The following is a 25786-nucleotide window of genomic DNA, read 5'->3' as shown; positions in this document are numbered from 1 at the left end:
GGTCCGGGGCAGTACACGGCAGGCTCGCCCACCGCCCGGGTTGTACCTCAGTGAGCGAACCCGCCAGTGCCAGTGCCGTATTGGCGTGGGTGACCACCGCCAGCCGGCCGGTAGACCGGGGCCGCTCCGCAAGACGGCCGGGGGCATGGATGGTTCTTCTGTGCATTGGGAAGTCGTTGAGCGCTGGATCCTCGCGATTCATGCGCCGGCGCGGCGCGCGGAGGCCAGGGCGGACAAGATGCCGTAGATGCCGCCGGCGACAAGGCTGCCGGACAGCCAGGAGAAGTCGGTGTTACCCAAGGCTTTCGCCACCGGCCCCTGCATCGCGGGGACCACGCCGTACTGCCAGGACCAGCTGGCGAGCAATCCGGCAGCGAGGCTAACCAGACCGCGCGCATTGAACTTCCCGTAGATCGACGTCGTGCCGTCGCGGTAGAGGTCCGGGATCGAGAAGGTCTGGCGGCGCACCAGGAAATAGTCGACGAGCAGGATGGACATCCACGGGCTGATCCACATCAGGATCGACACCATCCAGTTGTCGAAGGTATGCGCGAAATTCGACGAGTTGATGAACACGGCCAGTACCGCGGAGGCCACCGCACCGGCGAAGAGGGTGATCTTCCAGCGGGCAATGCGGATGCCGACGGTCAGCGCGGCCAGCGAGCACGAGTACAGGTTCAGGATGTTGGTGGCGATCGGGCCGTGCATGATCAGCACCAGTACCGGGACGGCGAGCGCACCGAAGGTGCTGACGACGAGAGTGGACGGATCGGCGCCACCACCAGCGCTGGCCAGGCAGGCGCCGAGGGCAGCGAGCCAGACTGTGGGCAGGTACATTCCGGCCGCCGATGCCCAGAACACGGTCCTGGCGCGCAGCGTCGGCCGGGCGAATCGGCTGTAGTCCGCGGCGTAGGGAATCCAGGTCAGGCCCCAGCCGACACCGATGGCCGTGATGAGTTGTGTTACCGCGGTGAGCTTCTGGCCGGGAGTCGGGGCCGCGGCGGCGGTCCAGTCCAGGTGGGTGCGGGCGAGTGCGACCACGGTCATCGCCACCATGACGGCGATGGTGAGGGGGACGGTGTACTTCTCGAACGTCCGGATCGCATAGAAGCCGTACAGCGCGAGCGCGAGTTGAATCATCATGATGGCCGTCGCGACGAGAACTTTCAGCTCCATGCCGCCCCGGATGCCGATCTCCTCGAGCACTGCGAGCACGAGATCGAGCACGACCCAGGTGTTCACACCCACCCACGCCATGGTCAGCAGACCCTGGACGAGGGCGGGCAGCACTGCTCCCGCGATGCCGAACGCCGAGCGTCCGAGCACCATCTGATTGACAGCGGTGCGGTGGCCGATGACATTGAACAGCCCGAATACCGCGCAGCCAAATACATTTCCGACCGAGACGACGATCAGCGTTTCGATCAGGCTGAGCCCGAGGGCGATTCCGAGCGCGCCGAGCACCCAGTTGATGGGCGCGATATTCGCACCGCACCAGATCCAGAACAGTTCCCAGGGGGAACAGTCGCGTTCGCTGTCGGGAATGGGCAGTACACCGTGATCGTCGAATCGGACGCCGGTGTCACCGCTGGCCGGTGTGGTGTTGGCAGTGCTCGTGGTGCGAGGCAATTGGGGGGATGACATGAGTTCCCTCTTTCGGTTGTGATTCACCTCATAACAGCACCGCACTGCGCGATCGGTCGATGTGTATTCATCCATCGATTGCGGGTTGCTGTGTACATTTCGATAGGTGTTGACCATTAGCCGACTTGTCGCCGATCCCGCGCTGGGCCTGCGTGTCATGACGCCGGAATTCACCGAACGCCTGGCGGCGGAGATCCGCTGGCTGCACACCACCGAGCTTCCCGACCCGTCGCGATATGTCCGGCCCGGCGAACTGGTGCTGACCAACGGTCTGTGGCTACCGCATGTCTCGGCGGAGCGCTTCGTCGAGGCTGTCGCGCGGGCAGGTGCGACAGGGCTGGTGTTCGGGCTAACGGCGCAGACTCCGGACCTGCCGGAAGGGCTTGTCGCACTGTGCGTCTCGCGTGGTCTGCCACTGGTCGAACTGTGTATCGGGGTGCCGTTCGCCGCGCTCACCCGGGCCGCCGCCCGGATTCAGAACGAGGTCCTCCAGACGGAACTGACCGCGACCGTGCACCGTGGCGACGCCCTGGCGACCGCCCTGTCACGCGGCAGCGGTGCTGCGGGCGTGCTCGAAATCCTGCGTGGCGAAACGGAATTGCCGCTGTTGGTCATTGATCGCAAAGGGCGCTGCCTGGCCAGCATCGGCTGCGAACCTACCGATGAACAGATCCGCCTCGCCGCTGCGGCGCTCAACCGCACGCCACCGCCGATCGAGGTGGATCTACTGGGCTCCGGGCCGTCGGCGCTCTACCTCATCGAGGGCGCGATGGGAGAAATCGACGCCGGGCTGTACTGCCTGGAACCGGCCGCGAAACTCGCCGCGGCGGATCGGGAGGCGCTCGCCCAGGCCGCTCGATTCCTGAGCCTGGAGGTGACCAAACAACAAGCGGTGCATGCCATTGAGGCGCGTTTCGCGGCCGAGCTCCTGGAGATGATCCTGTCCGGGCCGCGGCGCAGCGGTGAGGTGAGCCAGCGGCTGCGTGCGTACGGTGTGCCGTCGGACCGGTCGCTGGGCGTGTTCGCGCTCGCACCGGTGTTCACGCCTGGCGGCCTCGACACACCGCTGGACGATATCGCCGATGCCGCCGGTGGGTTCTTCGCCGCGCACGGCATCCCGGTGTTCACCGTGGCGGGAAGCCGCGACGCGGTGGCCGTGTGCCCATGGGAGGGTACGACGGAGGAGCTGACGCGTTTCGCCCGAGAGCTGTCCGTGGAAGTCGGTAGAAGAGTGGCCGCTTCGCGGATCGTCATCGGGCTGGGTGAGATCGCCGCCGGTGTCGGCGCACTGCGGGAACCGCTGGTGCGTGCTCGGGAAGTCTGCCAGGTGCTGCGTGCGCAGGACGGGCCGGACACCGCCACCTTCGCCGATGTCGCGAACTTCCGGATGCTGCTGGGTCTGCTCGACGAGCAGGTGCTGCAACGGTTCTCCGAACAGGTGCTCGGCATCATCCGCGAGCACGACGCCCGCGCGCACACCGAACTGGAACACACCGTGCGGATCTTCCTGGCCAACGACGGCCAGTGGGGCGTGACCGCCGCCGCCCTGCATGTGCACGTCAACACCCTGCGCAACCGCATGGCCCGGATCACCGAGCTGACCGGCCGAAACGTCAACCGACTCGAGGATACCGTCGACCTGTTCCTGGCGTTGGCCGCCGAGACCGTCGGCCCGGGCACCGCATCGCACGCCGCGACGTAATGCCCGGGCCGACGCGACGTCAGTTCGGGTACACCGCCGGATCCACGTCGTAGCTCGGCAGTGCGCGACGCGGCGTCGCGGCGTCCTCGCGTGCCCAGGCAGCCACCTCCCGGCAGCGGACGAAGGTCACGTCCCCGCACTCCTGTGCGTACCCGATGAGGCGGCGCAGGGCCATCATCCGGCCCGGCCGCCCGGTGAGGAACGGGTGCATGCACACGTTGAACAGGCAGCCGTAGTGCCGCATTCCGTCGAGTTCGGCGCGCCACATTTCCTCGACCTTGACCGGCGATTCGATGACCGCGCCGATGCGCGGTTCGGGCAGATACGCATACTGCTCCCAGTCGTCCAGCGACCAGTGCACCGGCAGCTCCACCACCGGCGCATGGGTGCCGTCGACGAGGTACGGCCGGTCGTCACCCATCAGCGACGAGTCGTAGGCGAGACCGTATTCGGCAACCAGGCCGACCGTTTCGCGGCTGGCGCTCCACATCGCCGCCCGGTGTCCGGCGATGTCGATGCCCTGTGCAGCGAAAACGTCCAGTGCGCGGACGAAATCCGCGCGTTCCGCGCCTGCCGGCAGTGAGGTGGGCGCACGGTGACTGTAAGAGTGGTGCGCAACCTCGTGCCCGCGGTCGACGATCGAGCGGGCCAGGCCAGGACGCTGCTCGGCTACCCAACCGGGCACGAAGAACGTTGCGGGAACGACCATCTCATCGAGCAGATCGAGGATCCGCGGCACGCCGACATCCGGTCCGTACGACTGGTGTGACATCACCATGGGGTGATCGGCGAAGTGGCGTCCTTCCGCGAGGATGGGCGTCTCCGCATCGACATCGAATGTCAGCGTCGCCACGGCCGCCGCGCCGCGGGTCCAGGTGTGCTCGCTCATTTGTCGTTTCGTGCGCGCCATGCCGCGGCACTGTCCAGGGTGGCCATGGGATGGAGCATCTCATGGTTGAACGGAGCGAGCTCTGCCCCGGTCTCGACCCGACGCGGCAGATCCGGATTCGCCAGCGCACCCTGACCGAGGGACAGCACATCGGCATGCCCGCCGGTCAGTACATCGGCGGCCTGGGGGAGGGCATGCATGCCGCCATTGGCGATGACCGGGCGGCCGGACACCTCGCGGGCCAGCTGAGTGATGGTCGTGCCACTGGGGAAGCGCGCGGTCTCGAGGAAATTTCTGCCCTCGCTGGCGATGTGCAGATAGGTCGCGTCGGCCAGGGCCGCGAAGACGACCCGCGCGTCGGCCTCGGCACCGGGCCACCGGTAGGTGAAGTCGTTGACCTTGGTCTGTGACAGCCGCACACCGACGGGGAGATTGCCGAGCGTGTCACGCACGGCCCGCAGCACGCGCGCGGTAAGGCGGATCCGATTCTCCACAGATCCGCCGTAATCATCGGTGCGCTGATTGGTGTAGTCGGTGAGGAATTGGTCGAGCAGATAGCCGTTGGCCGCGTGGATCTCGACGCCGTCGAAACCCGCCGCCCGGGCCTTCTCGGCGGCGGCGGCGTATCCGGCGATGACGTCGTCGATATGGCGAGCCGTCATTTCCCGGGGCGCGTTCCACGGTCCGCCGACGCCGCCGTAATCGGCCATCATCTGCCCACGCGGCTGAACGGTCGACGGTCCGATGGTTTCGAACCCGTAGGCGTTGCCCTGTGAGATCGCTCCGGCGTGCATCAACTGCGCGATGATCGGGGCCCCGGCGCCGTGCACGGCGTCCACCACCGCGCGCCACCCGGCGATGTGCCTGTCGGTGACCAGGCCGGGCTGATTGAAATAGCCTTGGCTGTGGGTGGCGTCCGGGTAGATGCCCTCGGTGATGATCAAGCCGAATCCACCCGTCGCATACTCGCGGTAGTACTCGGCCATCTGCGCGGTCGGCGTGCCGTCCGGTTCGGCGGATATCCGCGTCATGGGCGCGACGGCGAACCGGTTGCGCAGCTTCAGGGAGTCGAGGCCGAATGGCTCGAGCGCCGGATGGGCCAGTTCGAGTTCAGCGGTGGTCATCGGTGTTCTCCTCGGTGGTCGGGGGAAGGATGGTCAGAGCCAGCGGGGTGGGGCCGGCGCCGTTTATGACGTTGTGGTCCTGCGGACAGGACGAGACGACCACGATGCAGGCCATCTCTGCGCGGAAGATGATCGAATCCCCTGGCGCGGTAGCAGCTTCGAGCCAGGACAGCTCCCCGTCGGCAGCGACGGGGATGCGCATGAATACGTTGATCGGCTGCGGAATGAACGGCAGCGCCGGCTGGCCGAGGTCGGCCATCGCTTGCCGCAGATTGTCCGCGCAGCTGGCGTGGTTGGGATCCCCGTATGCCGCATACCGTTCCGGATCGCAGGCGGCGATCAACATGTCGTGCCGCCCCGGGGAGGTGTCGGCCAGATAGGTGAGGATAGGGCGTCGCCGGTTGGTCACGAAGGATTCGCCCAGCTCGGGGAACAGGCGGCTGACCTGGGTGCGGGTGTGCGAGGCGCTGTGATGCTCGGTGATGTCGTCGATGTTGTAGGCGAACACATCGCCCACCTGGCCACCGGCGACGTCGGTGATCTGCAATCGCTCGCCGGTACGCAAGGTGACCGACCGGGCCTGCCTGGCCGGAATGGTTACCGGCTCCGGATAGCTCAACGCTGTCATGCTGGTCAGTCAACAGAACTGTGGTGGCCAACAGGAATGGATATATACACACTATTTGGGCAATTGAATAGATGTTCACACATACCCGCGCAGATGTCTGCGCGATAGCGTGTGCTCTACTCGTTCCGGACCCGAGCATCGGGAGTACCTACCATGACTACCGCCACCGCAATGGCGCAGGCCCTCGCGAGCGGCGAAGCTACGTCGGCGCAGCTGGTAACCGCCGCCATCGACCGTGCCCGGCAACCTGATTCGGCTGCGGTGATGATCACTGTCACCGGCGAACGCGCCCGCTATCAGGCCCAGGCCAGCGACCTCCGTGCCTCGCGCGGCGCACGCCGCAGCCGACTCGACGGAGTCCCCATCGCATGGAAGGACGTGTTCGACGTCCAAGGCACCGTCACGACCTGTGGTTCGGCCAGCCACCTCCACGATGAACCCGCCGTCGTCGACAGCCACCTCGTGCGGCGGGTGCACAACAGCGGTCTGGTCACCATCGGCAAAACCAATCTCAGCGAGTTCGCCTTCTCGGGACTCGGGATCAACCTCTGTTTCGGCACTCCCGCCAACCCCCTCGACCCGGAGCTCATCACGGGCGGATCCTCCTCCGGATCCGCGGTCGCGGTCGCCCGCGGCATCGTCACACTGGCGGTCGGCACCGACACCTCCGGATCCGTGCGCGTGCCCGCCGCCCTGTGCGGCATCGTCGGATACCGTGCCAGCCCAGGTAGATACGGCCCCCACGACTTCGCGCCGCTGTCGGCAACACTCGATAGCGTCGGCGTCTTCGCGACCACGGTCGAGGATCTCGCCGCGCTGGACCGTGTACTCCTGCCTACCCGACCTCGTCGTCGCCCGCTACCGCTGCGATTCGTCGTACCCGCGGGCGAATGGTCGCAGGACACCACAGCGGAGATAGCCGACGACATCGACGTCGCCGTCGCCGAACTCCGGGCCGCAGGCGCTGACGTTCAATTTCGTCATCTACCGTCGCTCTCGACGGCCCAGAGCCTGATGGATGACATCGGAACGATCGTCGGCGCCGAGGCATACCGGCTGCATCGCCACCGGCTCGACTCGACAATGCCGATCGAACCCGCCACCCGGCGCAGACTCGAAAGCAACACGCATACAGCCGATTCCATCGGCCCCGTCTATGCTGCGATGTCTGCCTTGCGCGCTGAGTTCGCCGCCGACCTCGATGATGCCACGCTCCTGTGCCCTACCGTGCGCCGCATGCCACCCCGCGCAGCCGACCTGCAGTCCGACGCAGATTGGTACGACAGCGCCAACGCCGCCGTACTGCGCACGACCATGGTGCTCAGCTACCTTGGCAGTTGCGGCATCACCCTGCCCGCACCTGCCGTGCGGCCCGGGCCCCGCACCGGTATCCTGCTTTCCCGACCGTCTGACGACGACATGGCCCTATTGGACTGTGCGGCCTGGGTGCAGCGCGTCACCAACCCGACTATCGGGAAAAGTCCGACACCACCACCACACCCGTGACAGTCGCTGCACTCCTTGGTTGATTATCTGAGCGGGTCGAGCCGTACACGAAACGCAAGTACAGGGCTTTCATCGTCAACGACGTCGTCCCCTTCATGGGCACTGGCTCTTGTGGCGGTCACTCGGTTCACCGATGCGGCTCCGGTTTTGCGGCCGACGGGGTGGCGAGTGTCGAAGCCTCCACACGTGCACAACCGAACGAAATCCGATGGTTCGCTTTAGAAGTCGCCAGCTCGTGCAGCAGCCCACCGCGCGTGCGTTGGGTGCCCCGCTGGAGACGACGTGGATGTCGCCGTCCGGAAGGTGCACCATTTGCTCATACAATCGGTGTGTGGTCTGGGAGATCGCGCGACCGTCGTGGACACCCGCATTGCGCGGCGTCGATATGGCCGGATTCCGTATTCACGGTGACGGCCCGGCGCGGCTGCGTGCCATTCCCCATCCGGCCGTCACGGTGGTCGTCGAGTTCGGTGACCGTTGCTTCGATGTCCGCGACTCGACAGGCCGAACCCACTCGGGCAGCCTGGCCCTTGGTCTCGCCGACAGCGCGGCCCCGGTGCGCGTCGAAGCCATCGAGTGTGTACAGGTGCGCCTGTCACCGGTTGTCGCACATGCCATCCTCGGGTTCCCGCCTGCCGAGTTGAGCAGGAACATCGTTGGACTCGACGATCTTTGGGGCCGCGACGCGACGCGTTTGCGTGAGCGCCTGCACGAGACGCGAGGCTGGCACGAACGATTCGCATTGGTCGACACGACGCTCTCGGCGCGGGTCCGGGACGACAGCTGGGTCGACCCGGAGGTCGCCTGGGCGTGGCGCCAAATTATCGTCAGCCGAGGCCGATTTCGCGTCGAGCACCTTGCCGCTCGAGTCGGGTGGAGCCGCCAACGGCTGTGGTCACGCTTCGGCACCCAGATCGGCCTGACACCCAAGCGCGCCGCCATGCTGGTTCGTTTCGACCACGCCATGCACCGGCTGGTCCGGGGACATTCGCCTGCGCAAGTGGCGGCCGACAGCGGTTACGCGGACCAGTCCCATCTCTATCGCGACGTCCGCGGGTTCACCGGCGCGCTCCCCACATCCGCGGCCAGCGAACCGTGGCTCGCGGTGGACGACCGGGCCTGGCCGTCGAGCACTGTTGGCTGAGCGAGCGTTGCCGTGCGTCAGCATCCTCGGGCGAGCCTTTGAACTGCATAGTCACCATGAGGTTCCCCAGTCACCGGAAAGTGCGTTCTTCCACGTCCGTAGACACTCTCCTATGGTTTCTTGGTAACCATGAGTGACTAAGAGAAGGCGGGCGGCATGGCCATTGGGGTTCCCCTGAAGTAGTGGACATCTGAGATAGCGGGACCGATGGTCCCTGGAAGGATGTTCGCCATGCCTCGTCCGCGTCGATCGTATTCGCCTGAATATCGGGTGGAAGCGGCGCATCGAGTGATCGATTCCGGTCGGCCGGTGCGGGAGATCGCCCGTGAGCTCGACGTGCACGAGAACCTCCCTGGTCATATCGCGGGCACCGACGATCCGATGATCCTGGTCGTGTGGGTCTGTGCGGGCGTCTCGAAACTCGGCAAGCACTTCTCGCAGGTGGTACCGCCGATGGTGAGCAACAGCCCGTCGGTTCCGTTCAAGTGGCTCAAGCGGGCGCACTACCGTGACTTCCCGCGAGACCTGCGCCCGTCTCGGATCGCGGATGTGATGGCGCACGTCGGCGGCACAACGGTAGAAGTGATCACCCCACTGGTGCTGTTCTTCTCCACCAATATCTGGCTGACCGTGGCCGCGGCGACGGTGATGGTCATCTTCCACCTGTTCATCGTCTCCACCTTCCCGCTCGCGGTTCCACTCGAATGGAATGTGCTGTTCGCCTACGCGACCGTCTTTCTGTTCCTCGGCTTCCCGAACTGGGACGGCTACGGACTCACCGATATCTCCTCGCCGTGGCTGGCCGCCGCGCTCATCGCCGGATTGCTGTTCTTCCCGATCCTGGGCAACTTCCGGCCGGATAAGGTCTCGTTCCTGCCGTCGATGCGCCAGTACGCGGGCAACTGGGCCTCGGCGGTCTGGGCCTTCGCACCCGGTGCGGAGAGCAAACTGAACAGGGTGACCCGCAGCGCGAAGAATCAGATCGACCAGTTCGTCGAATTCGGCTACGAACCGCAGTGGGCCGAGATCACCATGCAGCAGACCATCGCCTGGCGCACCATGCACAGCCAGGGCCGCGGCCTGTTTTCGGTGCTGCTGAAAAACCTGCCAGATATCGATAGCCGGACGGTGCGTGAGGCCGAATTCATCTGCAACTCGCTGATCGGCTTCAACTTCGGTGACGGACACCTGCACAATGAGGAGCTGGTCACGGCGGTGCAGCAGGAGGCCGGCTTCGAACCCGGCGAACTGGTGATCGTCTGGGTGGAGTCGCAAGCCTGGGGCAGCAATGTACAGCACTACAAAGTGATCGACGCCGCGCTCGGCGTCATCGAGCGGGGCACCTGGAAGGTAGCGGAAGCGGTCGCGGAGCAGCCGTGGCTGCCCAACGGGCCGATCCCGTTGGAGGTCACCTGGTCGCTGGCGCTGTCCGCCCAACCCGCCGCCCGCCACGAGCAGGAACACGGACACGGAGCGCTGGCATGACCACAGCGACCGTTGTCGGCGGCGGGCCCAACGGACTCGCCGCCGCCGTTGCCCTCGCCGAGGCGGGCGTGCAGGTGACCGTGCTGGAGGCCGCCGGCGAGATCGGCGGCGGCACCCGCACCGGCGAGGCACTGCTGCCCGGCCTGCTGCACGACCAGTGCTCGGCCACCCACCCGATGGCCGTTGGCTCGGCATTCCTCAACAGTCTCGACTTGGAGCGCTACGGATTATCTTGGCGCACACCGGAAATCGACTGCGTGCACCCGCTGGACGGCGGCCGGGGCGCGACGCTCTACCGGTCGGTGGAGCGGACCGCGGCGGGGCTGGGGCGAGATGGCGAGCGGTGGCGGCTGTTGTTCGGTGCGCCGTCCGCGCGGTTCGACGCACTCTCCGAAGACATCATGCGGCCGCTGCTGCGGTTCCCGCATCATCCGTTGACACTGGCCAGGTTCGGCCTGCCGACCGTGCTTCCCGGTTCGACGCTGGCGCGGTTGTTCCGCACCGACGAGGCCAGGGCGTTGTTCGGAGGTGTTGCGGCACATGCATTTCGGCCGCTGCACTACCCGCTTACCTCGGCCATCGGGCTCGGCATCTTCACCGCCGGGCACCGGCACGGCTGGCCGGTGGCGGCGGGCGGCTCCCAGTCCATCACCATTGCGCTGGCTGCGCTGCTGGCCGATCTCGGCGGCAAGATCGAGACCGATACTCGGATCGAGACCGCCGCACAATTGCCCACCAGCGATGTGACCATGTTCGATCTGGCCCCGGATGCCGTGGCCGGTATTCTCGGTGACCACCTACCGTCTCGAATTGCCCGCGCCTACCGGCATTTTCGGCAGGGACCCGGCGCGTTCAAGGTGGACTTCGCGATCGAGGGCGGGGTGCCGTGGATCAACCCCGACGCGCGCCGGGCAGGCACGGTACATCTCGCGGGCAGCTACGGTGAACTCGCCGCCACGGAGCGCGAGATCCACGCCGGGCGGATGCCGCAGCGTCCGTTCGTGTTGGTCGGTCAGCAGTATCTGGCCGATCCGCAGCGCTCGGTCGGCAACGTGCACCCGCTGTGGACCTACGCGCACGTGCCCAACGGCTACACCGGTGACGCCACCGCGGCAATCATCGCCCAGATCGAACGATTCGCGCCCGGCTTCCGGGATCGGATCGTGGGCCAAACGGTCCGCGACACAACGCAGATGGCCGCGTACAACACAAACTATGTCGGCGGCGACATCATGACCGGCTCGAAGGATGTCCGCCAGCTGGTGTTCGGTCCGCGAATCACATTGTCGCCATACAGCATCGGGGTTCGGGGCATGTATATCTGCTCGGCCGCGACGCCACCGGGCCCCGGCGCGCACGGTATGTGCGGTGCCAATGCCGTCGACGCGGCGCTCGCCTACCTCAGGCGCACTGCCTAGCCGGTTGCCCAAATAGGCGCACGTTCAACAACTTTCGAAACCAAAAGGGATCTGTCATGAGCACGCTCGAAACCCTCCAGTCGACCGCACCCGCCACCGACAAACTGGCCAGCCGTGTCGCCTTCGTCACCGGTGGCACCCGCGGCATCGGCGCAGCCGTCGCACACAGCCTGGCCAACCAGGGTGCGTCCGTCGCAGTCGGCTACAGCCGCAATCCCGCCAGCGCCGAGCATTTCGTCGCCGATCTGCGGCAGGCCACCGAACCGCACGGCGCGGCGGCCTCGGCGCATCGCGGTAATGTCGGCTCCGCCGCCGACTGCCGCAGCACCATCGCTGAAGTCATCGAAACCCATGGCCGCCTGGACATTTTGGTGAACAACGCCGGAATCACCATGGACTGCACGGTCGCCGAGATGACCGAGGAGCAGTGGTCCACCGTCCTCGCGGTCAACCTCTCCGGCGCCTTCTTTCTCTCCCCGGCCGCGCGCGGCAGGCCAGAATTGGATATTCCGCCGACGGGCTCGGCTTCTGGAGAATCATGCTGTCGGCAAGGACGGGGATGGCCGACAACCGCAGCGGTTGCGTATTGGCTGCCGGTTGCGCGCCCAACGGCCGAATGGCATCCGTTATCGTGCTGCCACCGGATCGAGTCAGGACCATACCGTCTGTTATGAATTGGTGGTCGTACGTTCAGGCCTTCGACAACCGAGCGGACGAGGATGGTGTCGAGCGGACGCGCAGTTACCGCATCGAGGGGTGATCGGGGGCTCGGCCATGGACAACGGCGACCAGTCGCACAAGTACACGATGCGGATCAGTCGGCCGACGATCGACAAACTCGGGATCCGGTTGTACGACCGAGTTTCGGCCGTGCTCGCCGAACTCATCGCCAATTCCTATGACGCTGATGCGACCAAGGTCGAGGTCACGCTGCCGTTGGGGGGTGACGCTGGCGGGCACGATCCATGCCGTCGAACATGAACCGTATCGAATTGTGGTGCGGGACAACGGTCATGGGATGACATCGGAGGAGATCAACGCCCATTATCTGATGGTCGGTTCGGATCGCCGGGTGCGGATCGGTTCGGATCTGTCGCGCCGTCTGGAACGACCGGTCATGGGCCGCAAGGGGATCGGTAAACTCGCCGCCTTCGGGATCTGCCGGACCATCGAGGTGGTGTCAGTGGGTGGCGCAGACGCGGAGCGCACGCCACAGGGTTGGCCGGTGGCGAATATCGTCATGAGCCTGGACCAGATGCTCTCGGATACCGAGCGCGACTACCATCCGCGCCCTGGGCTGCAGGACGGCACGTTCGGTACCGAGCGGGGAACCACGGTCATCCTGCGTGACTTCCTGCGTAAGCGAACTGTTTCGCAAGTCGGTGATGGACGCCGCGCGAATCCTGGTGAACAACAAGGACCGTGCTGCGCTGGACGATCCGGCCCATCTCGACAGCATTGTGCGCCTTGCCCTCTCGCTGGGTCCGCAGCGCAGCCTATTGGAAACACTGAAGGAAGTTGCCGAGGATGGTGACAATCAGCTCGACGTTGTTGTGGCCCTATTCGAAACCGCGCGGGTGGCCGAGGTGTATTCGCTCGGTCAGATCGCCTCGGAGCGGGTCGTCGTCAACCGGTTGCAGAGCCTGATCGATGACCGCCGTTCGCTGGAGCGTCCCTTCCAGGAGTTGATCGAGCGGGCCCCGTGGCTGCTCGCGCCGGAGTGGACGCCGCTGGGCATGAATGAATCGCTGAAGCGGGTACGAGCCAGTTTCGAGCGTTGGTATCGGCAGAAATTCGGCACCGTCCTGGTGACCACCGCGATCGGCAGCGAGAAGCGCGAACCCGATTTCGTGTTGCTACATGATGCGGGCGAACTGTGGATCGTGGAAATCAAGCGGATGGACTACCACCTCACCGATGAGGAGTACAACCGCGCGATCAACTACCTGTACTCGTTGGACGCCTTCCTCAACGAAAATCAACGCATCGGTGAACAATTCCCGCGCCGCAGGCTCACCTTCATCGTCGATCACGTCGACAGACTGCGCCCAGCGTCGCTGTCGTCGCTGCTCAGCGATCATCGTATCGACCGGCGGACCTGGCGCGAACTGCTCGATTCCACTCTGCGTGCCCACCGCGGCTTCCTTGATCGGGTCTACACCATGCGTCTGGGCGAACAGTCCGAATCCGATGATGCTGGAGCAAGCGTCGGTTGATTCAGGGCGGACCACTGACGACCAATCCCGCTGGCCAAGATAGTCGTACGTCCCTGGTGTTGTGAGAAGTCACGATGGATGCGGTTCACGATGTCCGGCCCCTCCGGATCAGCGGTCCGAATCAACTGGCCTGGCGAGAGTATTCCGACCGTGTCCGTCTCGCGGGTGCTGGTGAGCGGTATGAGCGTGCGCGCGCGGGAACTTCGGAGACGTAGCCGTCGATGATCGGTATTCCGTAGCGGCGTTGGAATTTGGTCAGCAGTTCGATGCCGGCTGGGGCCGCGCCGCAGATGGCGAATCGTACTGATGAGGTGTTCGGCTGGATTTCGGCGGGCAGATCCGACAGCAGTGCATACATGGTCGGGACTGCGGAAATGTATGTGGCACGGCTGCGTTCGATCCGGTCGAAGAACGTCTTCGGGCTGAAGGCCATGGTGGCGTGGCCACCGGCCAGCAGTGGTGACAAGGCGCCGACCACGATGCTGTTGACGTGGAACAGCGGCAGGTTCAGCAGGCTGTGGTCGGCTCCGATGAGTTCGAATGCCTCGATCACCATGCGGCACATGGCAGTGAGATTGGCGTGGTCGATCGTCACCCTGTTGGGTTTGCCTGTGGTGCCGGTGGAACAGATGAGCAGCGCCAGCGTGTCCTTGCGAAGCCGTGCGGGATCGGCGGCATCGGGGTCTGCGGTGGTGAGATCGTCGGCGGGTATGACGGCGTGGACCGGAGCGTCGGCGGCGGGCGGCTGTGCGGTGATCAGGACCTTGGCGCCCGTGTCGGTCATTTGGCTGTTCGCTTCCGCGGCGGTCAGCGACGGGTCGATAGGTGTGACCGTGGCACCCACACGCCAGGTAGCGAATAGAGAGACGACAAAGGCGGCAGTGTTGGGCAACATGATCGCAACCACGTCGCCACTCGAGACTTCCGCGCCGCGCAGGGTAGCGGCGGCGCTTCGCACAGCGTCCAGGAACCCTGCGTTGTTCAGGTCGGTGCTGTCGTCGGCGACGGCGGCTGCGTCCGGCGCGGCGGCGGCGCGATGGTTCGGGAGAGTCGAAAGATTCATAAGCGGTCCTCAGGAGGGATACAGGGAATGACGACAACGGTAGAAATCACGCCGCCGCTCGGCACCGTCGTGCATGAATGAAATTCGCCGCGGGCATTGTCACCGGAGGACAGTCCCGACCGCGCAATGCGACGCCGCGGTAACCGGGATGTAACTAATGGAAGGTGATGAATCTTCGTGGCGACGGTACTGCTGATGTTCGCGGCTATGTCGCCGGTTCCGACACTCCCGAGGTCGCCGACTGGACCTGGCGGAGCTGAGCCGGGCGTAGCGTGTTCGGGGTCACACACCGAGCCGGCGACGGGATCAACAGCATGGATCTGCATCTGTCGGGCAAGACCGCCGTCGTGACCGGCGCGAGTAAGGGTATCGGGCTGGCGATCACCCAGGCGCTGGTGGACGCTGATGCCCACGTCGTGGCCGGATCACGTACCCGTGGGCCCGATCTCGGGGCGCTGGAGGAGGCAGGGAAAGTGACGTGTCCGCCGATCTGTCGCAGCCCGGCGGCGCCGAGGACCTGGTTGCTGCTGCGGCGGACCGCGGCGGCATCGATGTGCTGGTGAACAACGTGGGCGCGCTCACTGTGCAACCCGGCGGACTCGCGAGTGTTACCGACGACCAGTGGCAGGCATCCTGGGATCTCAACGTGATGGGGACGGTGCGCCCGACCCGGGCCGCTCTGCCACAGATGTACCGCCGTGGCGGCGGATCGATCGTCATCATCGGATCCGTCAATGCGTACTATCCCGACCCCGGGATCTACGACTACTGTGCCACCAAGGCCGCCGTCACCAACTTCGGCAAGGCTTTGTCAAAAGAATTGGGGCCGAAGAATATTCGCGTCAACTCCATAAGCCCCGGACCGGTGACGACCGGGCTGTGGCTGGACGAAGGCGCAGTGGCCGACACGATCGCCGCCGCCAGCGGTCGAACCCCCGAAGAGGTCAGGTCCGCGACAGCTGGTGCCACCTCGATGGGGAGGTTCACCACTCCGGAGCAGGTTGCCGACCTGGTCGTGTTCCTGGCCGGTGACCGGTCCGCCAACATCACCGGATCCGACCTGAGGATCGACGGCGGCTTCGTCACCACCATTTGAGGTAGCCGACCAGTCGCATGCGTCGTTCCGTCCGGTTATCGGGATCGGCTGACAAATCCACGGGCGGCGCCTGGGTGGGATGAGAACGCGAACTGCGGAGCCGCACAGTTGCCGGACCGGCAGCTGCCACCCATGGTGCACAATCACTCGCGATGTTGCTCCGTTTTGGAGATCAGGTGCCCGAAGGTTCAGCCACGGTTGACCGAGCGCTCCAGCGCCTGTTGGACATTCGCCTCGAGTTCGTCGATCACATCGTCGCGACCCGCGAGATACCTCAAGAGGGCCTGCTGGAACAGTCCGTCGAAAATGGCGTAGGCCACCGGTGGTGTGACAGCGAGAGGTAGTCCGGTGAGGTCGGCGTACTTGTCGACCACTCGCCAGATCATCTGTTCGCGTCGTTGGTCGATATCCAGTACGTCGGCTCGGAACCCTTCTTCGAAGAGGCTCTGGTTGCGCAGGTCATACCAAAGCCGGTGCATCGGGGCGTCCGTTCGCAGCGTGGTCGCCATCGCGGCGGCAAAACCTTGCTGGAGCTCTTCGGCCGAGGTCGCGGCGGCGACGACCTCGTCGTAGCGAGTCACACACGCTGCTTCGTACTGCTGGACGGACTGGGTCAGCAGGTCCACCTTGTCGCTGAAGTAATAGTGGAGCACACCGTGGGAGAACTCCGAGTTCTGTGCGATCTCGCGCAGGCTCGTCCGGGCGTATCCGAGTTCGGCGAGGGTCTGTAGCGCGGACGCGGCCAACTGTGCCCGCCGTTCGGTGAACTTGTCTACCTGCCGGCGCGAGATCCGTTCGCGGTTGCGTTCCGTCACGTCAGTCACGGTGAACCTCCCTGTCGGCTCTCGCTACCCGCACCGTGCGAGCACCGATCGAGTCTATCGCCGTGCGGCTCGGATGAGCCGTTCGAGGTCTTGACAAGTGTCACAAAAAAACTTGACGACTGTCAAGAAAAAGCTTGACGACTGTCAAGAGATTGATAATGTATGGCGTACGTCACAGCAACTGGCATTCGGCGTAACTGGCGACGACACCGCCAAACTCGAAGAGGAGATCTACATGGGTGCTTATGACCTGACCGGACGAACAGCGTTGGTGACCGGCGGTGCGGGCGGCCTCGGAGCCGAGATGGCCGAGGCACTCGCTCGCGCAGGTGCGGCCGTCGTAATCGGAGACATCAACGAGGATGCCGGAAGGGCAACCGCTGACGCGTTGAAGCAGTCCGGTGCCAAGGCCGCATTCGTCTCCCTCGATGTCACCGACGACGCGAGTTGGGAAGCCGCCGTTGCCGCGACGATTGCGGAACTGGGTGGCTTGGACATCGTGGTCAACAATGCCGGGCTGGAAGTCACCGCGTTACTGGCCGACTTGGACCCGGACGAAGCCCGCCGGATGCTCGACGTCAATCTGCTCGGTCCCGCACTCGGCATCAAGCACGCATTCCGGGCGATGCGTCCGGGCGGTCCGGCAGGCGCAGGTGGCGCCGTGGTGAACATCTCCTCGGTCGCCGCGACCATCGCGTTCCCGGGAATCGCCTGCTACTCGGCGACGAAATCTGGTCTCGATCGACTCACGAGGGTCGCGGCCATGGAGTCCGGCAAGCTCGGCTACGGCGTGCGGGTCAACTGCGTCTATCCCGGCTTGGTGGCCAATGAGATGGGCATCAAGCTCGCCAATGATGTTGTTGCCCTTGGCCTCTTCCCGAGCGCCGAGGAGGCCGTCGGTGCAGTCGTCGGCTTGACTCCGCTCGGCCGCCTCGGCGTCGCGTCCGAGATGGCTGATGCTGTGGTGTTCCTGGCGTCGGACTCCGCTCGCTTCATCACCGGCGCAGGCCTTCCGGTCGACGGCGGCATGGGCATGTGACCCGAGCACTCCACCAACTTACGAAAGGCTGATCCATGACTATTGCCAAACCCGTTGTTGTGTACGGGGCCTCCGGGTACACCGGTCGATTGATTTGCGAATACCTTCGCGAGTACAGCGTGCCCTTCATCGCGGCCGGACGTGATAAGCGGCGTATCCAAGAAGCGATCGACAAAGTTCCCGGCATCGAGACCGCGGAGTACGAAGTCGTCGAGGTTTCCCACGAGGTCGAATCGCTGACCGAATTGTTCAGCAGCGCCGAGGTTGTCTGCAACACCGTCGGACCGTTCTCCAAGTACGGCCACGAGGTCGTCGAGGCGTGTATCCGAGCAGGCGCGCACTACCTCGACACCACCGGTGAGCAGGACTGGTTGATCGAGTGCGACGAAACCTACGGCGAGCGGATGGGGGAGCACGGGCTGTTGCTCGCACCAGGTGTCGCACAGATGTACACCACAGGTGAGATCGCGGCGAACATCTGCTTGGAAACGCCCGGGTTGGACACCCTCGACATCCTGGTCTTCTGGAAGGGCTTCCCGACGGTCGCATCGACCAGAACGATCCTTGTCAACGCCGCGCTGTCGAAAGCGCACTACCTGGAGCAGAATCGGTACCTCGAATGGCCTGCCGACGCCGGCCTTTACGACGTCACGGTTCCCGGGCAACACGAAGCGGGTCTCGCGCTGCCATGGGGCGGCACATCGCACCCGGTGTGGTTCAAGCGCGATCCACGAGTGGCCAATGTCAAGGCGCTCGGCGGAGTCTTCGATCGCCAACTGATGCAGGGTGTGCCGCTGATCGTGAAAGCCGTTGTCGAACAGATACAAGGACTTCCGGATTCGGAGAAATACAAGATCCTCGACGAGCAGGCCGCTGCTGTGCGTAGCGAGATGCCTCCTCGGGAGAATCCGCGCATCAATACCTCGATGGACTCTGTGCACGCGTCGGGCCCACTCGGCCGCGCCCACTGCGTGATCCACGGCAATTCCAACTACAAGCAAACCGGCCTGCTGCAAGCATTTTCGGCGTACTCGCTGCTTCAGCAGGCACCGAAGCGCGTCGGCTTCGCCTCCGCATGCCAGGCGTTCGGACATCGTGAACTGTTGGGTGTGCTGCGAAGTTTCGGGCTGGTGCTCGAGCCGATCCATTCTGTCTACAGCTGATCGCGTGGGGCTCCCGGCTCACCACCTGCCGGGACCCACGCCATATCAGATCCGAGTACGCACCTGAACAAAGGACGGCATTGTGCGTCTGACCGAATACCTCGACAAGGGGGCCTCCCTCGGGCCGTCGTCGCCATGTCTGACGACGGACGGTGAATCACTGAGCTACGGAGCGGTACAACGACTGTCGTGGCAGGTGGCTCGTGCGTTGGCGCGGTCCGGTGTGCGGCCGGGTGACAAAGTGGCGATCCTTTCCGGCAACGACCCGGTCGCGTTCGCGTGCGTTTTCGGTATTGCGCGAGCCGGCGCGGTGTGGTGCCCGATCAATCCACGCAATGAAGCGGCGGAAAACCGGGATCTGCTCGATCTTTTCGACTGCACGTGCCTGATCGTTCAGGAGGCGTTCGCCGAACTCGTCACAAAGATCCTTCCGGACCTACCGAAGCTGACCACGTTGGTGTCACTCGAGGGGCAGATCCCGGCGGCAATACCATTCGAGCAGTGGCTCGACGGTATGGCCGCCGAGCCCTGGCAGGCGGAACCGGTCGACGACGTGATCATGATCGTCGGCACCGGGGGCACCACCGGGCGCCCGAAAGGGGTGATGCTGACCGGCAGCAACATTGCCACGATGTCAGCTCTAACACTGATGAGCTATCCATTCGACCAACGGCCGAGATATCTGGCGCTCGCACCGTTGACGCATGCCGCAGGTGTGCTCTGCTTTCCGGTGATGGCACTCGGTGGCGAGATTGTTGTCATGCGGAAACCCGAGCTGGCCGAGTTCCTGTCACTGATCGAAAGGCACCAGGTCACCCATACGTTCTTGCCGCCGACCCTGATCTACATGCTGCTGGACCATCCAGGCCTCGAATCCGCTGAACTGAAATCCTTGGAGTGCCTTTGGTACGGGGCGGCACCGATGTCGGCGGCGCGGCTGGAAGAGGCGATCGAGAAGATCGGCCCGGTGCTTGCTCAATTATTCGGCCAGACCGAAGCGCCCATGATGATCTCGACCATGGCGCCGAAGGATCACTTCCATGCCGACGGCACCCTTGCTCGCGGCCGCCTTTCCTCTGCGGGACGGCCGACGCCACTGGTGCTGACGGCGATCATGGATGGCGAGGGTCGGCTACTCGGTGCCGGTGAGCGCGGCGAGATCGTCATCCGTAGCCCCCTCGTCATGGCCGGCTACTACAAAGATCCGGCGGCGTCGGAGGCTGCCGGGAAATACGGCTGGCATCACACCGGGGACATCGGCTACCTCGACGAGGAGAACTATCTGTTCATTGTCGACCGTGCCAAGGACATGATCATCACAGGAGGCTTCAATGTGTACTCGACCGAGGTCGAGCAGGCGCTGATGACCCATCCCGCGGTGCGGGACTGCGCGGTGATCGGCCTGCCGGACGACAAGTGGGGCGAGCGGGTGACCGCAGTACTGGAGCTACACGACAGCCAACATGTGACGGGCCCCGAAGTAGTTGCCTTTGTACGCAATCTGTTGGGTAGCGTGAAAGCTCCTAAACAGGTGGAGGTTTGGCCAAATCTACCCCGTTCGAAGCTCGGCAAAGTTCTCAAGAACGAGGTCAAACGCCGCCTGCTGCACGACCGCGAGATCGACGACTGACGTCGGGCTCGGCGCAGTGGTGGCCGGGTCGGTGGTGGCGATGCTGCCAGTCTTAGAGCCTTTTCATCTTCGATTGAGGGCGCTCTGCGCTGCATCGCTCGCGCGGGACACAAATCTACGGTGATCGCGGATCCGGCGCACACCCCACATGCTCAGCGCTATCGCAAGGCTCAGATACAGGATGTAGGCGGTGCAGACCATCAGCGGGCCGTAGTTGCCGGCCCACTCTCGCATCAGCGGCAGGAAGGCCAACCCGGTGCCGATCAGCATCATTCCCAGCGCCAGAGCTGGTATTCCCAGTGGCGCGAGTTCGTCATCGATACTGCGCTGCTGCGGCAGTCGACTGCGCGCGCTCGCCCGGCTCCGGTCGCCGATGACAGTAAAGGCGTCGAGTGAATGCATGGAAGCTCTGGTGACCATGATGTTCTCCAAGCGGGCCGCCCCGGGTCGGCCGAGGGTGGATCTGCGGGCATCGTTGTTCACGTGTCGCTGTGGTCGACATCACAGCCGTTAGCGATGGTTATAGATAACTCCAGTTGCAGGAAAGCTTGCCAGAGGTATGGCTTCGGGGAAACCTCGTTCGCATCCCGGAAAATCGAACACGTAGGCGATGCAGATTCGTGACCAATGTGTAGCAGTGATACCTAACCGGGGGAAATGTGACCGTCCACACCTGCTGCCGGCCGAACGGAGAGAGTAAATCCCCTGGTTGTGATTTATGGAACCGTTACGCCGGTGCAACAGAATCTGCGCGATCGGGCACGGAATCCTGGCAGTGGGCGCACTTCGAGACGAAGTGCGAAACGAAGTAACCGCAGGTAGGCGCACCGGTCATAGCGACGGTGCTGATTGGGGCGAACCGCACCGTTTGGGTACGTAGCTCCGCAGAATTATCTGCAGCAGATCGCGCTCGGCCACCTGTTCTGTCGTAGCGAAACCGTTTGATGTGACTTTCTCGAAGGTGGACCCCACCCCGTGATCGACGATGGTTCGTTCGATCAAGAGACCGGTGCCCCTCGGCCTGAGCTTTCGAGACCTGGTGGTATGCGGAGTACACCCTCGAGCTCCGCTGGCTCAGGCGATATCGGCGGGGGCGGCCAGCGCGGCTTGCATCGCCACCCCGTCGACGTAGGAGTGCTTCTCCCGCACCGCGCCGTCCTCGATCAGAACCACATCTGCGAGGTCCACATCGACGGTGCCGCCGGTGGCCGAGGTGCCTGACAGCCTCCATTGGACCACCCAGAAGTCGTCGCCGACTCGCAGGTTGACCAGGTGGAAGGTCAGGTCTGGAACCAGAGCGAAGGTCCCCGCGGCGGCGGCGCGGATCTCGGCGCGCCCGCGAGCAGGTTTGCTACCGGAGTGCAGGTGGAACATCGAGTCGGGGGTGTGCAGGGCTGCGATGCGGTCGGGGTCGCGGTCGGCCCAGCAAGCGTGGTAGCGCTCGAACAGATCTTTGGTGGAAGCGGACATAATCAGAAATCCTTCTAAGATACAAACAGGATGACTGTATGTTCCCGGATGGCGGTATCACTGGTCAAGGGGCGAAGTAGCTCGGATCGAAGACGGATTCGGTGCTGCCCTAGACTTCAACGTCGCTATGAACGCTGATCGCCGAACCCAAGCCGAACGCTCGGCGTCGACGCGCGGTGCGGTGATCCGTGCGGCGCGAGAACTGTTCGGCCAGTATGGATATGGCGCGGTGAGCACGGTCGCGGTCGCCGAGGCCGCAGGTGTCAGTCGTGGTGCGCTCTATCACCAGTTCAGCGAAAAGCGGGATCTGTTCGTGGCGGTGTTCGAGGACCTCGAACGCAGTCTGGTCGAGGTGATCGGTGCCGCGGTCGCCGAGTCGCATTCCGATGATCCGATCGCCAACCTGATCGTGGGCTGTCTGGCGTGGCTGCAGGCCTCGACCAGTTCGGAAGTGCGACGGATCGCGCTCCTGGACGGGCCTGCGGTGCTCGGTTGGAGCCTCTGGCGCGAGATCGAACTGCGACACACGATCGGTCTGGTGGAGAACGCCTTGGCCGGGGCCATCGCCGCGGGACGCATCAGAACCCAACCTGTGCGGCCGCTCGCGCTGGTCATCGTGGGCGCGCTGGACGAGGCCGCCCAATGCCTCGCGCACTCCGAAGGCGACGCCGAGGATGCCGCGGCCATCGGCTCGGTGATCGAGCAGCTCATTTCCGGTCTCGCGGTCCACTCGGAACCCGAGTCGCGCGGGTAGGGCGGACGCTCGCGCTGTCGACCGATCGGACCCGCTGCGGCTCGACATCATGTGGTACCGCCTATCGCGCGGTTCGGAACCCGCACAAGTCGATTACCGCGTGTCTGATTCGTCTTCAACGGGCTAGAGGTGTTCGGGCAAGGAGAATCCAGTTGGCTACGTTGCTGAATGATTCCCGACGCGCTCCGGTCGAGCTACCAGCGCACCATGGGCAGCGGACGGGTGGGGTGGGCCAGCGCGTAGGTGGTGACTTGGTTTGCGAGGAACCGATGAAAGCCGAGGTAAGGCAACTGTGCGACAACAGCTTTGACATCTGCGCGAGTCACCGGTCGGCGGAACAGACCACGGCTTGCGTCGATGCGGTCGGCGATACGGAACGTTTCGGTCAATCGGTCGTCGTTGCGGCGCAGTCGATGATGGTTGAGGACCATCCGTCGCGCACTGTCGATGTCGTCGATTCCGAACTCGGCGGCGTGTTCGGTGACCAGATCCGCCGAGGGCTTCAGGTAGTCGAAGGTTCCGGCAGTCCAGATGCCCAAGTCATGTACGACCCACGCCAGTGCCGCTGTGTCGGGCACCGGCTCGCCCAACAGTAACTGCTGATAGTTCAGACTGCGGAATACATGATTGCGATAGACCGGCAACGCATCGCCGAGCTTTCGGCAATGCCGATCCAGTACGGCGTCCACAATTGGATGGGATGTGCGAACCATCATGTGTCGCCCCCGTATCGCTCTGAATTGGGTATGTTCCAGACGCTACACGGAAAGTTGGTGAGTCCGATGGTGACCGAACGCCGAGGACTGGCCGGTCCGGGCCGAAGTTCGTGAGAGCTCACAGGCGAACATCATGTCTTGTCGCTGATCGCGCGGTGAGAACGTCCCTGTGTTCGTTGCATAGTCGCTGACTGCTGATGCGTAAAGCTGTGTAAGCCAACACTTATGCGGGGGTCTCCAGCTTCGGATCGGCTACGCGTCATCGGTGTCGTTCGCCGCGCCCCGCCGGCTCAGGGACGACCAAAGGGATTGTTCCGGTTCGATGCCGCCACCGAGGTGGATGTCGAAAGCCGATGTCCCTGGTGCAAGACTCGGGGACGTGAGATGGGCGGTGGCGGAATCGGGCGACGGAGGTGCGCGTCTGTGTCCACTTGATCAGGAGGGTCGGCCCGCGGGACCAGTGATACGCGAGCCCTCGATCGCCGAGGCGGTGCGCTCACGCCCCGAGGTCGAGCGGTGGGTCTGGCGATCCACGGCCGAGATATACCGACCCTTGCTTGCGGCCGGAGTGCGGGTCGAGCGCTGCTACGACGTGCAGGCCGCGGAGGCGCTGCTGATCGGCCACGAGGAGGGCCAGTCGGGCCAGGCCCGCTCGCTGGCGGCCGCCTGGGCGCGACTGCACAACCTGCCCGTCCCGCCGGATGCGCCAGCACGGGCCACCGAGACCCAGCCGTCGCTGTTCGAGTCGGGCCCGGTACCGCTGCCACCCGGCACGGACGAGTTCAACGCCCTACTCGAGGTCTACGCGGGACAGCTGGCCCGTACGGCGAAGACCGAATATCCGGAGCGAATGCGGCTGCTCCTTGCCGCCGAATCCGCAGGCATGCTGGTTGCCACCGAGATGTCGCGATCCGGGATCCCGTGGCGCGCGGACGTCCACCGCGAGTTGCTGGACGAGCTGCTGGGTGAGCGCTTTCCTGGCGGGCTGGAACCGCGCCGGATGGTGGAGTTGGCCGACGAAGTGTCGCGGGCCTTCGGGGAAGGCGTCCGAGTCCGACCAGACCTGCCCAACGACATCATCAGAGCCTTCGCCCGCGCCGGGATCTCGTTGTCCTCCACTCGAAAATGGGAGCTCCAGCAGATCGATCACCCTGCGGTAGCACCACTGCTGGCCTACAAATCGCTCTACCGCTTGTACACCGCTCACGGCTGGTCCTGGCTCGAGCAGTGGGTGCACGGCGGCCGCTTCCGTCCCGAGTACTTGCCCGGCGGCACGGTTTCGGGCCGCTGGACTACCAACGGTGGTGGTGCGCTGCAGATCCCCAAGGTGATCCGTCAAGCGATACGCGCGGACCCGGGATGGTGTCTGGTGGTCGCCGACGCCGACCAAGTGGAGCCGCGAGTGCTTGCTGCAATCTCCCGCGACCCAGGTCTGATGGAGGTGGCCGGACGCGGCGAAGATCTGTACGCGGATCTGGCGGTGCGAGCCTTCGGCGGCGACCGCGCCCAGGCCAAAATCGCCCTACTGGGCGCCATTTACGGCCAGACCTCCGGCGATGCCCTCACCCACATGGCCGGACTCCGCCGGCGTTATCCGGCCGCAGTGGCGTATGTCGACGACGCGGCTCGCGCCGGTGAGGAGGGCCGCTTGGTGCGCACTTGGCTGGGGCGCACCTGCCCGCCGCTGTCGGTCGCGTCGCACGACCAGTCGGACCTGACCCAGGAGGAGGAGCATTTCAGCGGGTATGGCAGCACCTCCGCGGCGCGCGCTCGTGGCCGCTTCACGCGTAACTTCGTGGTGCAGGGCAGCGCCGCCGACTGGGCCCTGCTGGTACTGGCGGGCGTGCGTCATGCGATGACTCGCGCCGGGCTCCGCGCCGAACTGGTCTTCTTCCAGCACGACGAGGTAATCGTGCACTGCCCGGCAGAGGAGGCCACGACGGTCGCCGAAACGATCGCAACCGCGGCAGAGACCGCAGGCCGGATCGCCTTCGGGCCGACACCCGTGCGGTTCCCGTTCACGACAGCGGTGGTGGAGTGTTACTGGGACGCCAAGTGAGGATGCTCAGTGCCGCCCCGGTGAGTGGAGGCACGCCCAGGCGAATGCCGGTGCGGGAGATGCCTTCCCGCCGCTCTTGCGTCGCCGCCATCACACTCCGACCTGGACCGCTGGCCCGCGCCACCGACCAGGACGCGTGAGTGTCAGACGCCCTCCGAGGCAGTTACGACGCCCGCTGTGATCGGTCGAATGTGAAATCATGGCTCGCGATCCACA

At 64.7% G+C, this 25786-nt stretch carries 21 protein-coding genes and 4 pseudogenes; 16 read left to right on the top strand and 9 right to left on the bottom strand.

What is annotated here, in order from left to right:
• Positions 1-198 precede the first annotated feature (198 nt).
• Positions 199-1644 carry a purine-cytosine permease family protein gene (locus tag OHA42_RS27770; protein ID WP_406230752.1) on the bottom strand — a complete coding sequence of 482 codons (1446 nt, stop codon included), beginning with the start codon at positions 1642-1644 and terminating at the stop codon, positions 199-201.
• 106 nt (positions 1645-1750) lie between these two features.
• On the opposite strand from OHA42_RS27770, the gene OHA42_RS27765 reads away from it, so the two are divergent.
• Complete coding sequence (locus OHA42_RS27765) at positions 1751-3346, top strand: PucR family transcriptional regulator (protein WP_406230751.1); 1596 nt, start codon at positions 1751-1753, stop codon at positions 3344-3346.
• Positions 3347-3365: 19 nt separating this feature from the next.
• Here the strand turns inward: OHA42_RS27765 and OHA42_RS27760 are convergent, their stop codons facing one another.
• From OHA42_RS27760 to OHA42_RS27750, 3 genes are read right to left on the bottom strand one after another with little or no spacing between them, the layout of a single operon-like run.
• Positions 3366-4235 (bottom strand): polysaccharide deacetylase, encoded by an 870-nt coding sequence (locus tag OHA42_RS27760; RefSeq protein WP_406230750.1) that lies wholly within the window; start codon positions 4233-4235, stop codon positions 3366-3368.
• Complete coding sequence (locus tag OHA42_RS27755; RefSeq protein WP_406230749.1) at positions 4232-5359, bottom strand: NADH:flavin oxidoreductase; 1128 nt, start codon at positions 5357-5359, stop codon at positions 4232-4234. The genes OHA42_RS27760 and OHA42_RS27755 overlap by 4 nt, the downstream gene beginning before the upstream one ends.
• Positions 5346-5987 carry a DUF1989 domain-containing protein gene (locus OHA42_RS27750; protein WP_406230748.1) on the bottom strand — a complete coding sequence of 214 codons (642 nt, stop codon included), beginning with the start codon at positions 5985-5987 and terminating at the stop codon, positions 5346-5348. Before OHA42_RS27750 ends, OHA42_RS27755 begins: the two co-directional genes overlap by 14 nt.
• 153 nt (positions 5988-6140) lie before the next feature.
• On the opposite strand from OHA42_RS27750, the gene OHA42_RS27745 reads away from it, so the two are divergent.
• From OHA42_RS27745 to OHA42_RS27705, 9 genes and pseudogenes are all read left to right on the top strand, one after another.
• Positions 6141-7493: an amidase family protein gene (locus OHA42_RS27745; protein WP_406230747.1), complete on the top strand. Its 1353-nt coding sequence runs from the start codon at positions 6141-6143 to the stop codon at positions 7491-7493.
• A 331-nt stretch (positions 7494-7824) separates the two neighbouring features.
• Complete coding sequence (locus tag OHA42_RS27740) at positions 7825-8637, top strand: helix-turn-helix domain-containing protein (RefSeq protein WP_406230746.1); 813 nt, start codon at positions 7825-7827, stop codon at positions 8635-8637.
• Positions 8638-8844: 207 nt separating this feature from the next.
• Positions 8845-8937: pseudogene (locus OHA42_RS27735) on the top strand (hypothetical protein); the annotation flags it as partial.
• A gap of 81 nt (positions 8938-9018) precedes the next feature.
• A pseudogene (locus OHA42_RS27730) lies at positions 9019-10122 on the top strand (DUF3556 domain-containing protein); the annotation flags it as partial.
• Complete coding sequence (locus OHA42_RS27725; RefSeq protein ID WP_406230745.1) at positions 10119-11540, top strand: phytoene desaturase family protein; 1422 nt, start codon at positions 10119-10121, stop codon at positions 11538-11540. The pseudogene OHA42_RS27730 and the gene OHA42_RS27725, both read left to right, overlap by 4 nt.
• 56 nt (positions 11541-11596) lie before the next feature.
• Positions 11597-12214, top strand: a complete 618-nt coding sequence (locus OHA42_RS27720) for an SDR family NAD(P)-dependent oxidoreductase (protein ID WP_406230744.1) — start codon at positions 11597-11599, stop codon at positions 12212-12214.
• 100 nt (positions 12215-12314) lie between these two features.
• Positions 12315-12521 carry a hypothetical protein gene (locus tag OHA42_RS27715; RefSeq protein ID WP_406239923.1) on the top strand — a complete coding sequence of 69 codons (207 nt, stop codon included), beginning with the start codon at positions 12315-12317 and terminating at the stop codon, positions 12519-12521.
• Positions 12439-12666, top strand: a pseudogene (locus tag OHA42_RS27710) (hypothetical protein); the annotation flags it as partial. The gene OHA42_RS27715 and the pseudogene OHA42_RS27710, both read left to right, overlap by 83 nt.
• A 220-nt stretch (positions 12667-12886) precedes the next feature.
• Positions 12887-13756 (top strand): hypothetical protein, encoded by an 870-nt coding sequence (locus tag OHA42_RS27705; protein ID WP_406239921.1) that lies wholly within the window; start codon positions 12887-12889, stop codon positions 13754-13756.
• A 121-nt stretch (positions 13757-13877) separates the two neighbouring features.
• On the opposite strand, the gene OHA42_RS27700 is transcribed toward OHA42_RS27705, so the two are convergent.
• On the bottom strand, positions 13878-14819 hold the full coding sequence (locus OHA42_RS27700; protein WP_406230743.1) for a class I adenylate-forming enzyme family protein: 942 nt from the start codon (positions 14817-14819) through the stop codon (positions 13878-13880).
• A 314-nt stretch (positions 14820-15133) separates the two neighbouring features.
• Between OHA42_RS27700 and OHA42_RS27695 the strand changes: the two are divergent.
• Positions 15134-15915 (top strand): annotated as a pseudogene (locus tag OHA42_RS27695) (SDR family NAD(P)-dependent oxidoreductase).
• A gap of 188 nt (positions 15916-16103) precedes the next feature.
• Here the strand turns inward: OHA42_RS27695 and OHA42_RS27690 are convergent.
• The gene (locus tag OHA42_RS27690) at positions 16104-16739 is read right to left on the bottom strand and encodes a TetR/AcrR family transcriptional regulator (RefSeq protein ID WP_406230742.1); all 636 of its coding nucleotides are present in this window, start codon (positions 16737-16739) and stop codon (positions 16104-16106) included.
• A 235-nt stretch (positions 16740-16974) separates the two neighbouring features.
• Between OHA42_RS27690 and OHA42_RS27685 the strand changes: the two genes are divergently transcribed.
• The 3 genes from OHA42_RS27685 (at position 16975) to OHA42_RS27675 (ending at position 20571) form a co-directional block, all read left to right on the top strand.
• Positions 16975-17778 carry an SDR family NAD(P)-dependent oxidoreductase gene (locus tag OHA42_RS27685; protein ID WP_406230741.1) on the top strand — a complete coding sequence of 268 codons (804 nt, stop codon included), beginning with the start codon at positions 16975-16977 and terminating at the stop codon, positions 17776-17778.
• Between the two features lie 35 nt (positions 17779-17813).
• The gene (locus OHA42_RS27680) at positions 17814-18941 is read left to right on the top strand and encodes a DUF5938 domain-containing protein (RefSeq protein WP_406230740.1); all 1128 of its coding nucleotides are present in this window, start codon (positions 17814-17816) and stop codon (positions 18939-18941) included.
• 82 nt (positions 18942-19023) lie between these two features.
• Positions 19024-20571 (top strand): AMP-binding protein, encoded by a 1548-nt coding sequence (locus tag OHA42_RS27675; protein WP_406230739.1) that lies wholly within the window; start codon positions 19024-19026, stop codon positions 20569-20571.
• A 63-nt stretch (positions 20572-20634) separates the two neighbouring features.
• On the opposite strand, the gene OHA42_RS27670 is transcribed toward OHA42_RS27675, so the two are convergent.
• Both OHA42_RS27670 and OHA42_RS27665 read right to left on the bottom strand, forming a co-directional pair.
• Positions 20635-20991, bottom strand: coding sequence for a hypothetical protein (locus OHA42_RS27670; RefSeq protein WP_406230738.1), 357 nt, complete (start codon positions 20989-20991; stop codon positions 20635-20637).
• Positions 20992-21645: 654 nt separating this feature from the next.
• Positions 21646-22041 carry a nuclear transport factor 2 family protein gene (locus OHA42_RS27665; RefSeq protein WP_406230737.1) on the bottom strand — a complete coding sequence of 132 codons (396 nt, stop codon included), beginning with the start codon at positions 22039-22041 and terminating at the stop codon, positions 21646-21648.
• Positions 22042-22168: 127 nt separating this feature from the next.
• Here OHA42_RS27665 and OHA42_RS27660 point away from each other — a divergent pair, with 127 nt between their 5' ends.
• A complete protein-coding gene (locus tag OHA42_RS27660) occupies positions 22169-22795 on the top strand; it encodes a TetR/AcrR family transcriptional regulator (protein ID WP_406230736.1) in 627 nt (208 codons plus the stop codon).
• A 194-nt stretch (positions 22796-22989) separates the two neighbouring features.
• Here the strand turns inward: OHA42_RS27660 and OHA42_RS27655 are convergent, their stop codons facing one another.
• Entirely contained in the window at positions 22990-23511 is a 522-nt protein-coding gene (locus OHA42_RS27655) for a hypothetical protein (RefSeq protein WP_406230735.1), read from the bottom strand.
• A 322-nt stretch (positions 23512-23833) separates the two neighbouring features.
• On the opposite strand from OHA42_RS27655, the gene OHA42_RS27650 reads away from it, so the two are divergent.
• Complete coding sequence (locus OHA42_RS27650) at positions 23834-25570, top strand: bifunctional 3'-5' exonuclease/DNA polymerase (protein WP_406230734.1); 1737 nt, start codon at positions 23834-23836, stop codon at positions 25568-25570.
• Positions 25571-25786 lie beyond the last annotated feature (216 nt).

Source organism: Nocardia sp. NBC_01009 (assembly GCF_045208035.1).
In the GTDB taxonomy this organism is placed as follows: Bacteria; Actinomycetota; Actinomycetes; order Mycobacteriales; family Mycobacteriaceae; genus Nocardia.
The sequence above is the reverse complement of the archived record's forward strand: the minus strand, read 5'-3'. Positions and strand labels throughout refer to the sequence as shown.

Excerpts from the sequence above, each read along its gene's own strand:
- OHA42_RS27770 (WP_406230752.1), bottom strand. The coding sequence starts at position 1,644 with ATGTCATCCCCCCAATTGCCTCGCACCACGAGCACTGCCAACACCACA.
- OHA42_RS27760 (WP_406230750.1), bottom strand. The coding sequence starts at position 4,235 with ATGAGCGAGCACACCTGGACCCGCGGCGCGGCGGCCGTGGCGACGCTG.
- OHA42_RS27755 (WP_406230749.1), bottom strand. The coding sequence starts at position 5,359 with ATGACCACCGCTGAACTCGAACTGGCCCATCCGGCGCTCGAGCCATTC.
- OHA42_RS27750 (WP_406230748.1), bottom strand. The coding sequence starts at position 5,987 with ATGACAGCGTTGAGCTATCCGGAGCCGGTAACCATTCCGGCCAGGCAG.
- OHA42_RS27745 (WP_406230747.1), top strand. The coding sequence starts at position 6,141 with ATGACTACCGCCACCGCAATGGCGCAGGCCCTCGCGAGCGGCGAAGCT.
- OHA42_RS27725 (WP_406230745.1), top strand. The coding sequence starts at position 10,119 with ATGACCACAGCGACCGTTGTCGGCGGCGGGCCCAACGGACTCGCCGCC.
- OHA42_RS27720 (WP_406230744.1), top strand. The coding sequence starts at position 11,597 with ATGAGCACGCTCGAAACCCTCCAGTCGACCGCACCCGCCACCGACAAA.
- OHA42_RS27715 (WP_406239923.1), top strand. The coding sequence starts at position 12,315 with ATGGACAACGGCGACCAGTCGCACAAGTACACGATGCGGATCAGTCGG.
- OHA42_RS27700 (WP_406230743.1), bottom strand. The coding sequence starts at position 14,819 with ATGAATCTTTCGACTCTCCCGAACCATCGCGCCGCCGCCGCGCCGGAC.
- OHA42_RS27685 (WP_406230741.1), top strand. The coding sequence starts at position 16,975 with ATGGGTGCTTATGACCTGACCGGACGAACAGCGTTGGTGACCGGCGGT.
- OHA42_RS27680 (WP_406230740.1), top strand. The coding sequence starts at position 17,814 with ATGACTATTGCCAAACCCGTTGTTGTGTACGGGGCCTCCGGGTACACC.
- OHA42_RS27670 (WP_406230738.1), bottom strand. The coding sequence starts at position 20,991 with ATGGTCACCAGAGCTTCCATGCATTCACTCGACGCCTTTACTGTCATC.
- OHA42_RS27665 (WP_406230737.1), bottom strand. The coding sequence starts at position 22,041 with ATGTCCGCTTCCACCAAAGATCTGTTCGAGCGCTACCACGCTTGCTGG.
- OHA42_RS27660 (WP_406230736.1), top strand. The coding sequence starts at position 22,169 with ATGAACGCTGATCGCCGAACCCAAGCCGAACGCTCGGCGTCGACGCGC.
- OHA42_RS27655 (WP_406230735.1), bottom strand. The coding sequence starts at position 23,511 with ATGATGGTTCGCACATCCCATCCAATTGTGGACGCCGTACTGGATCGG.
- OHA42_RS27650 (WP_406230734.1), top strand. The coding sequence starts at position 23,834 with ATGCCGCCACCGAGGTGGATGTCGAAAGCCGATGTCCCTGGTGCAAGA.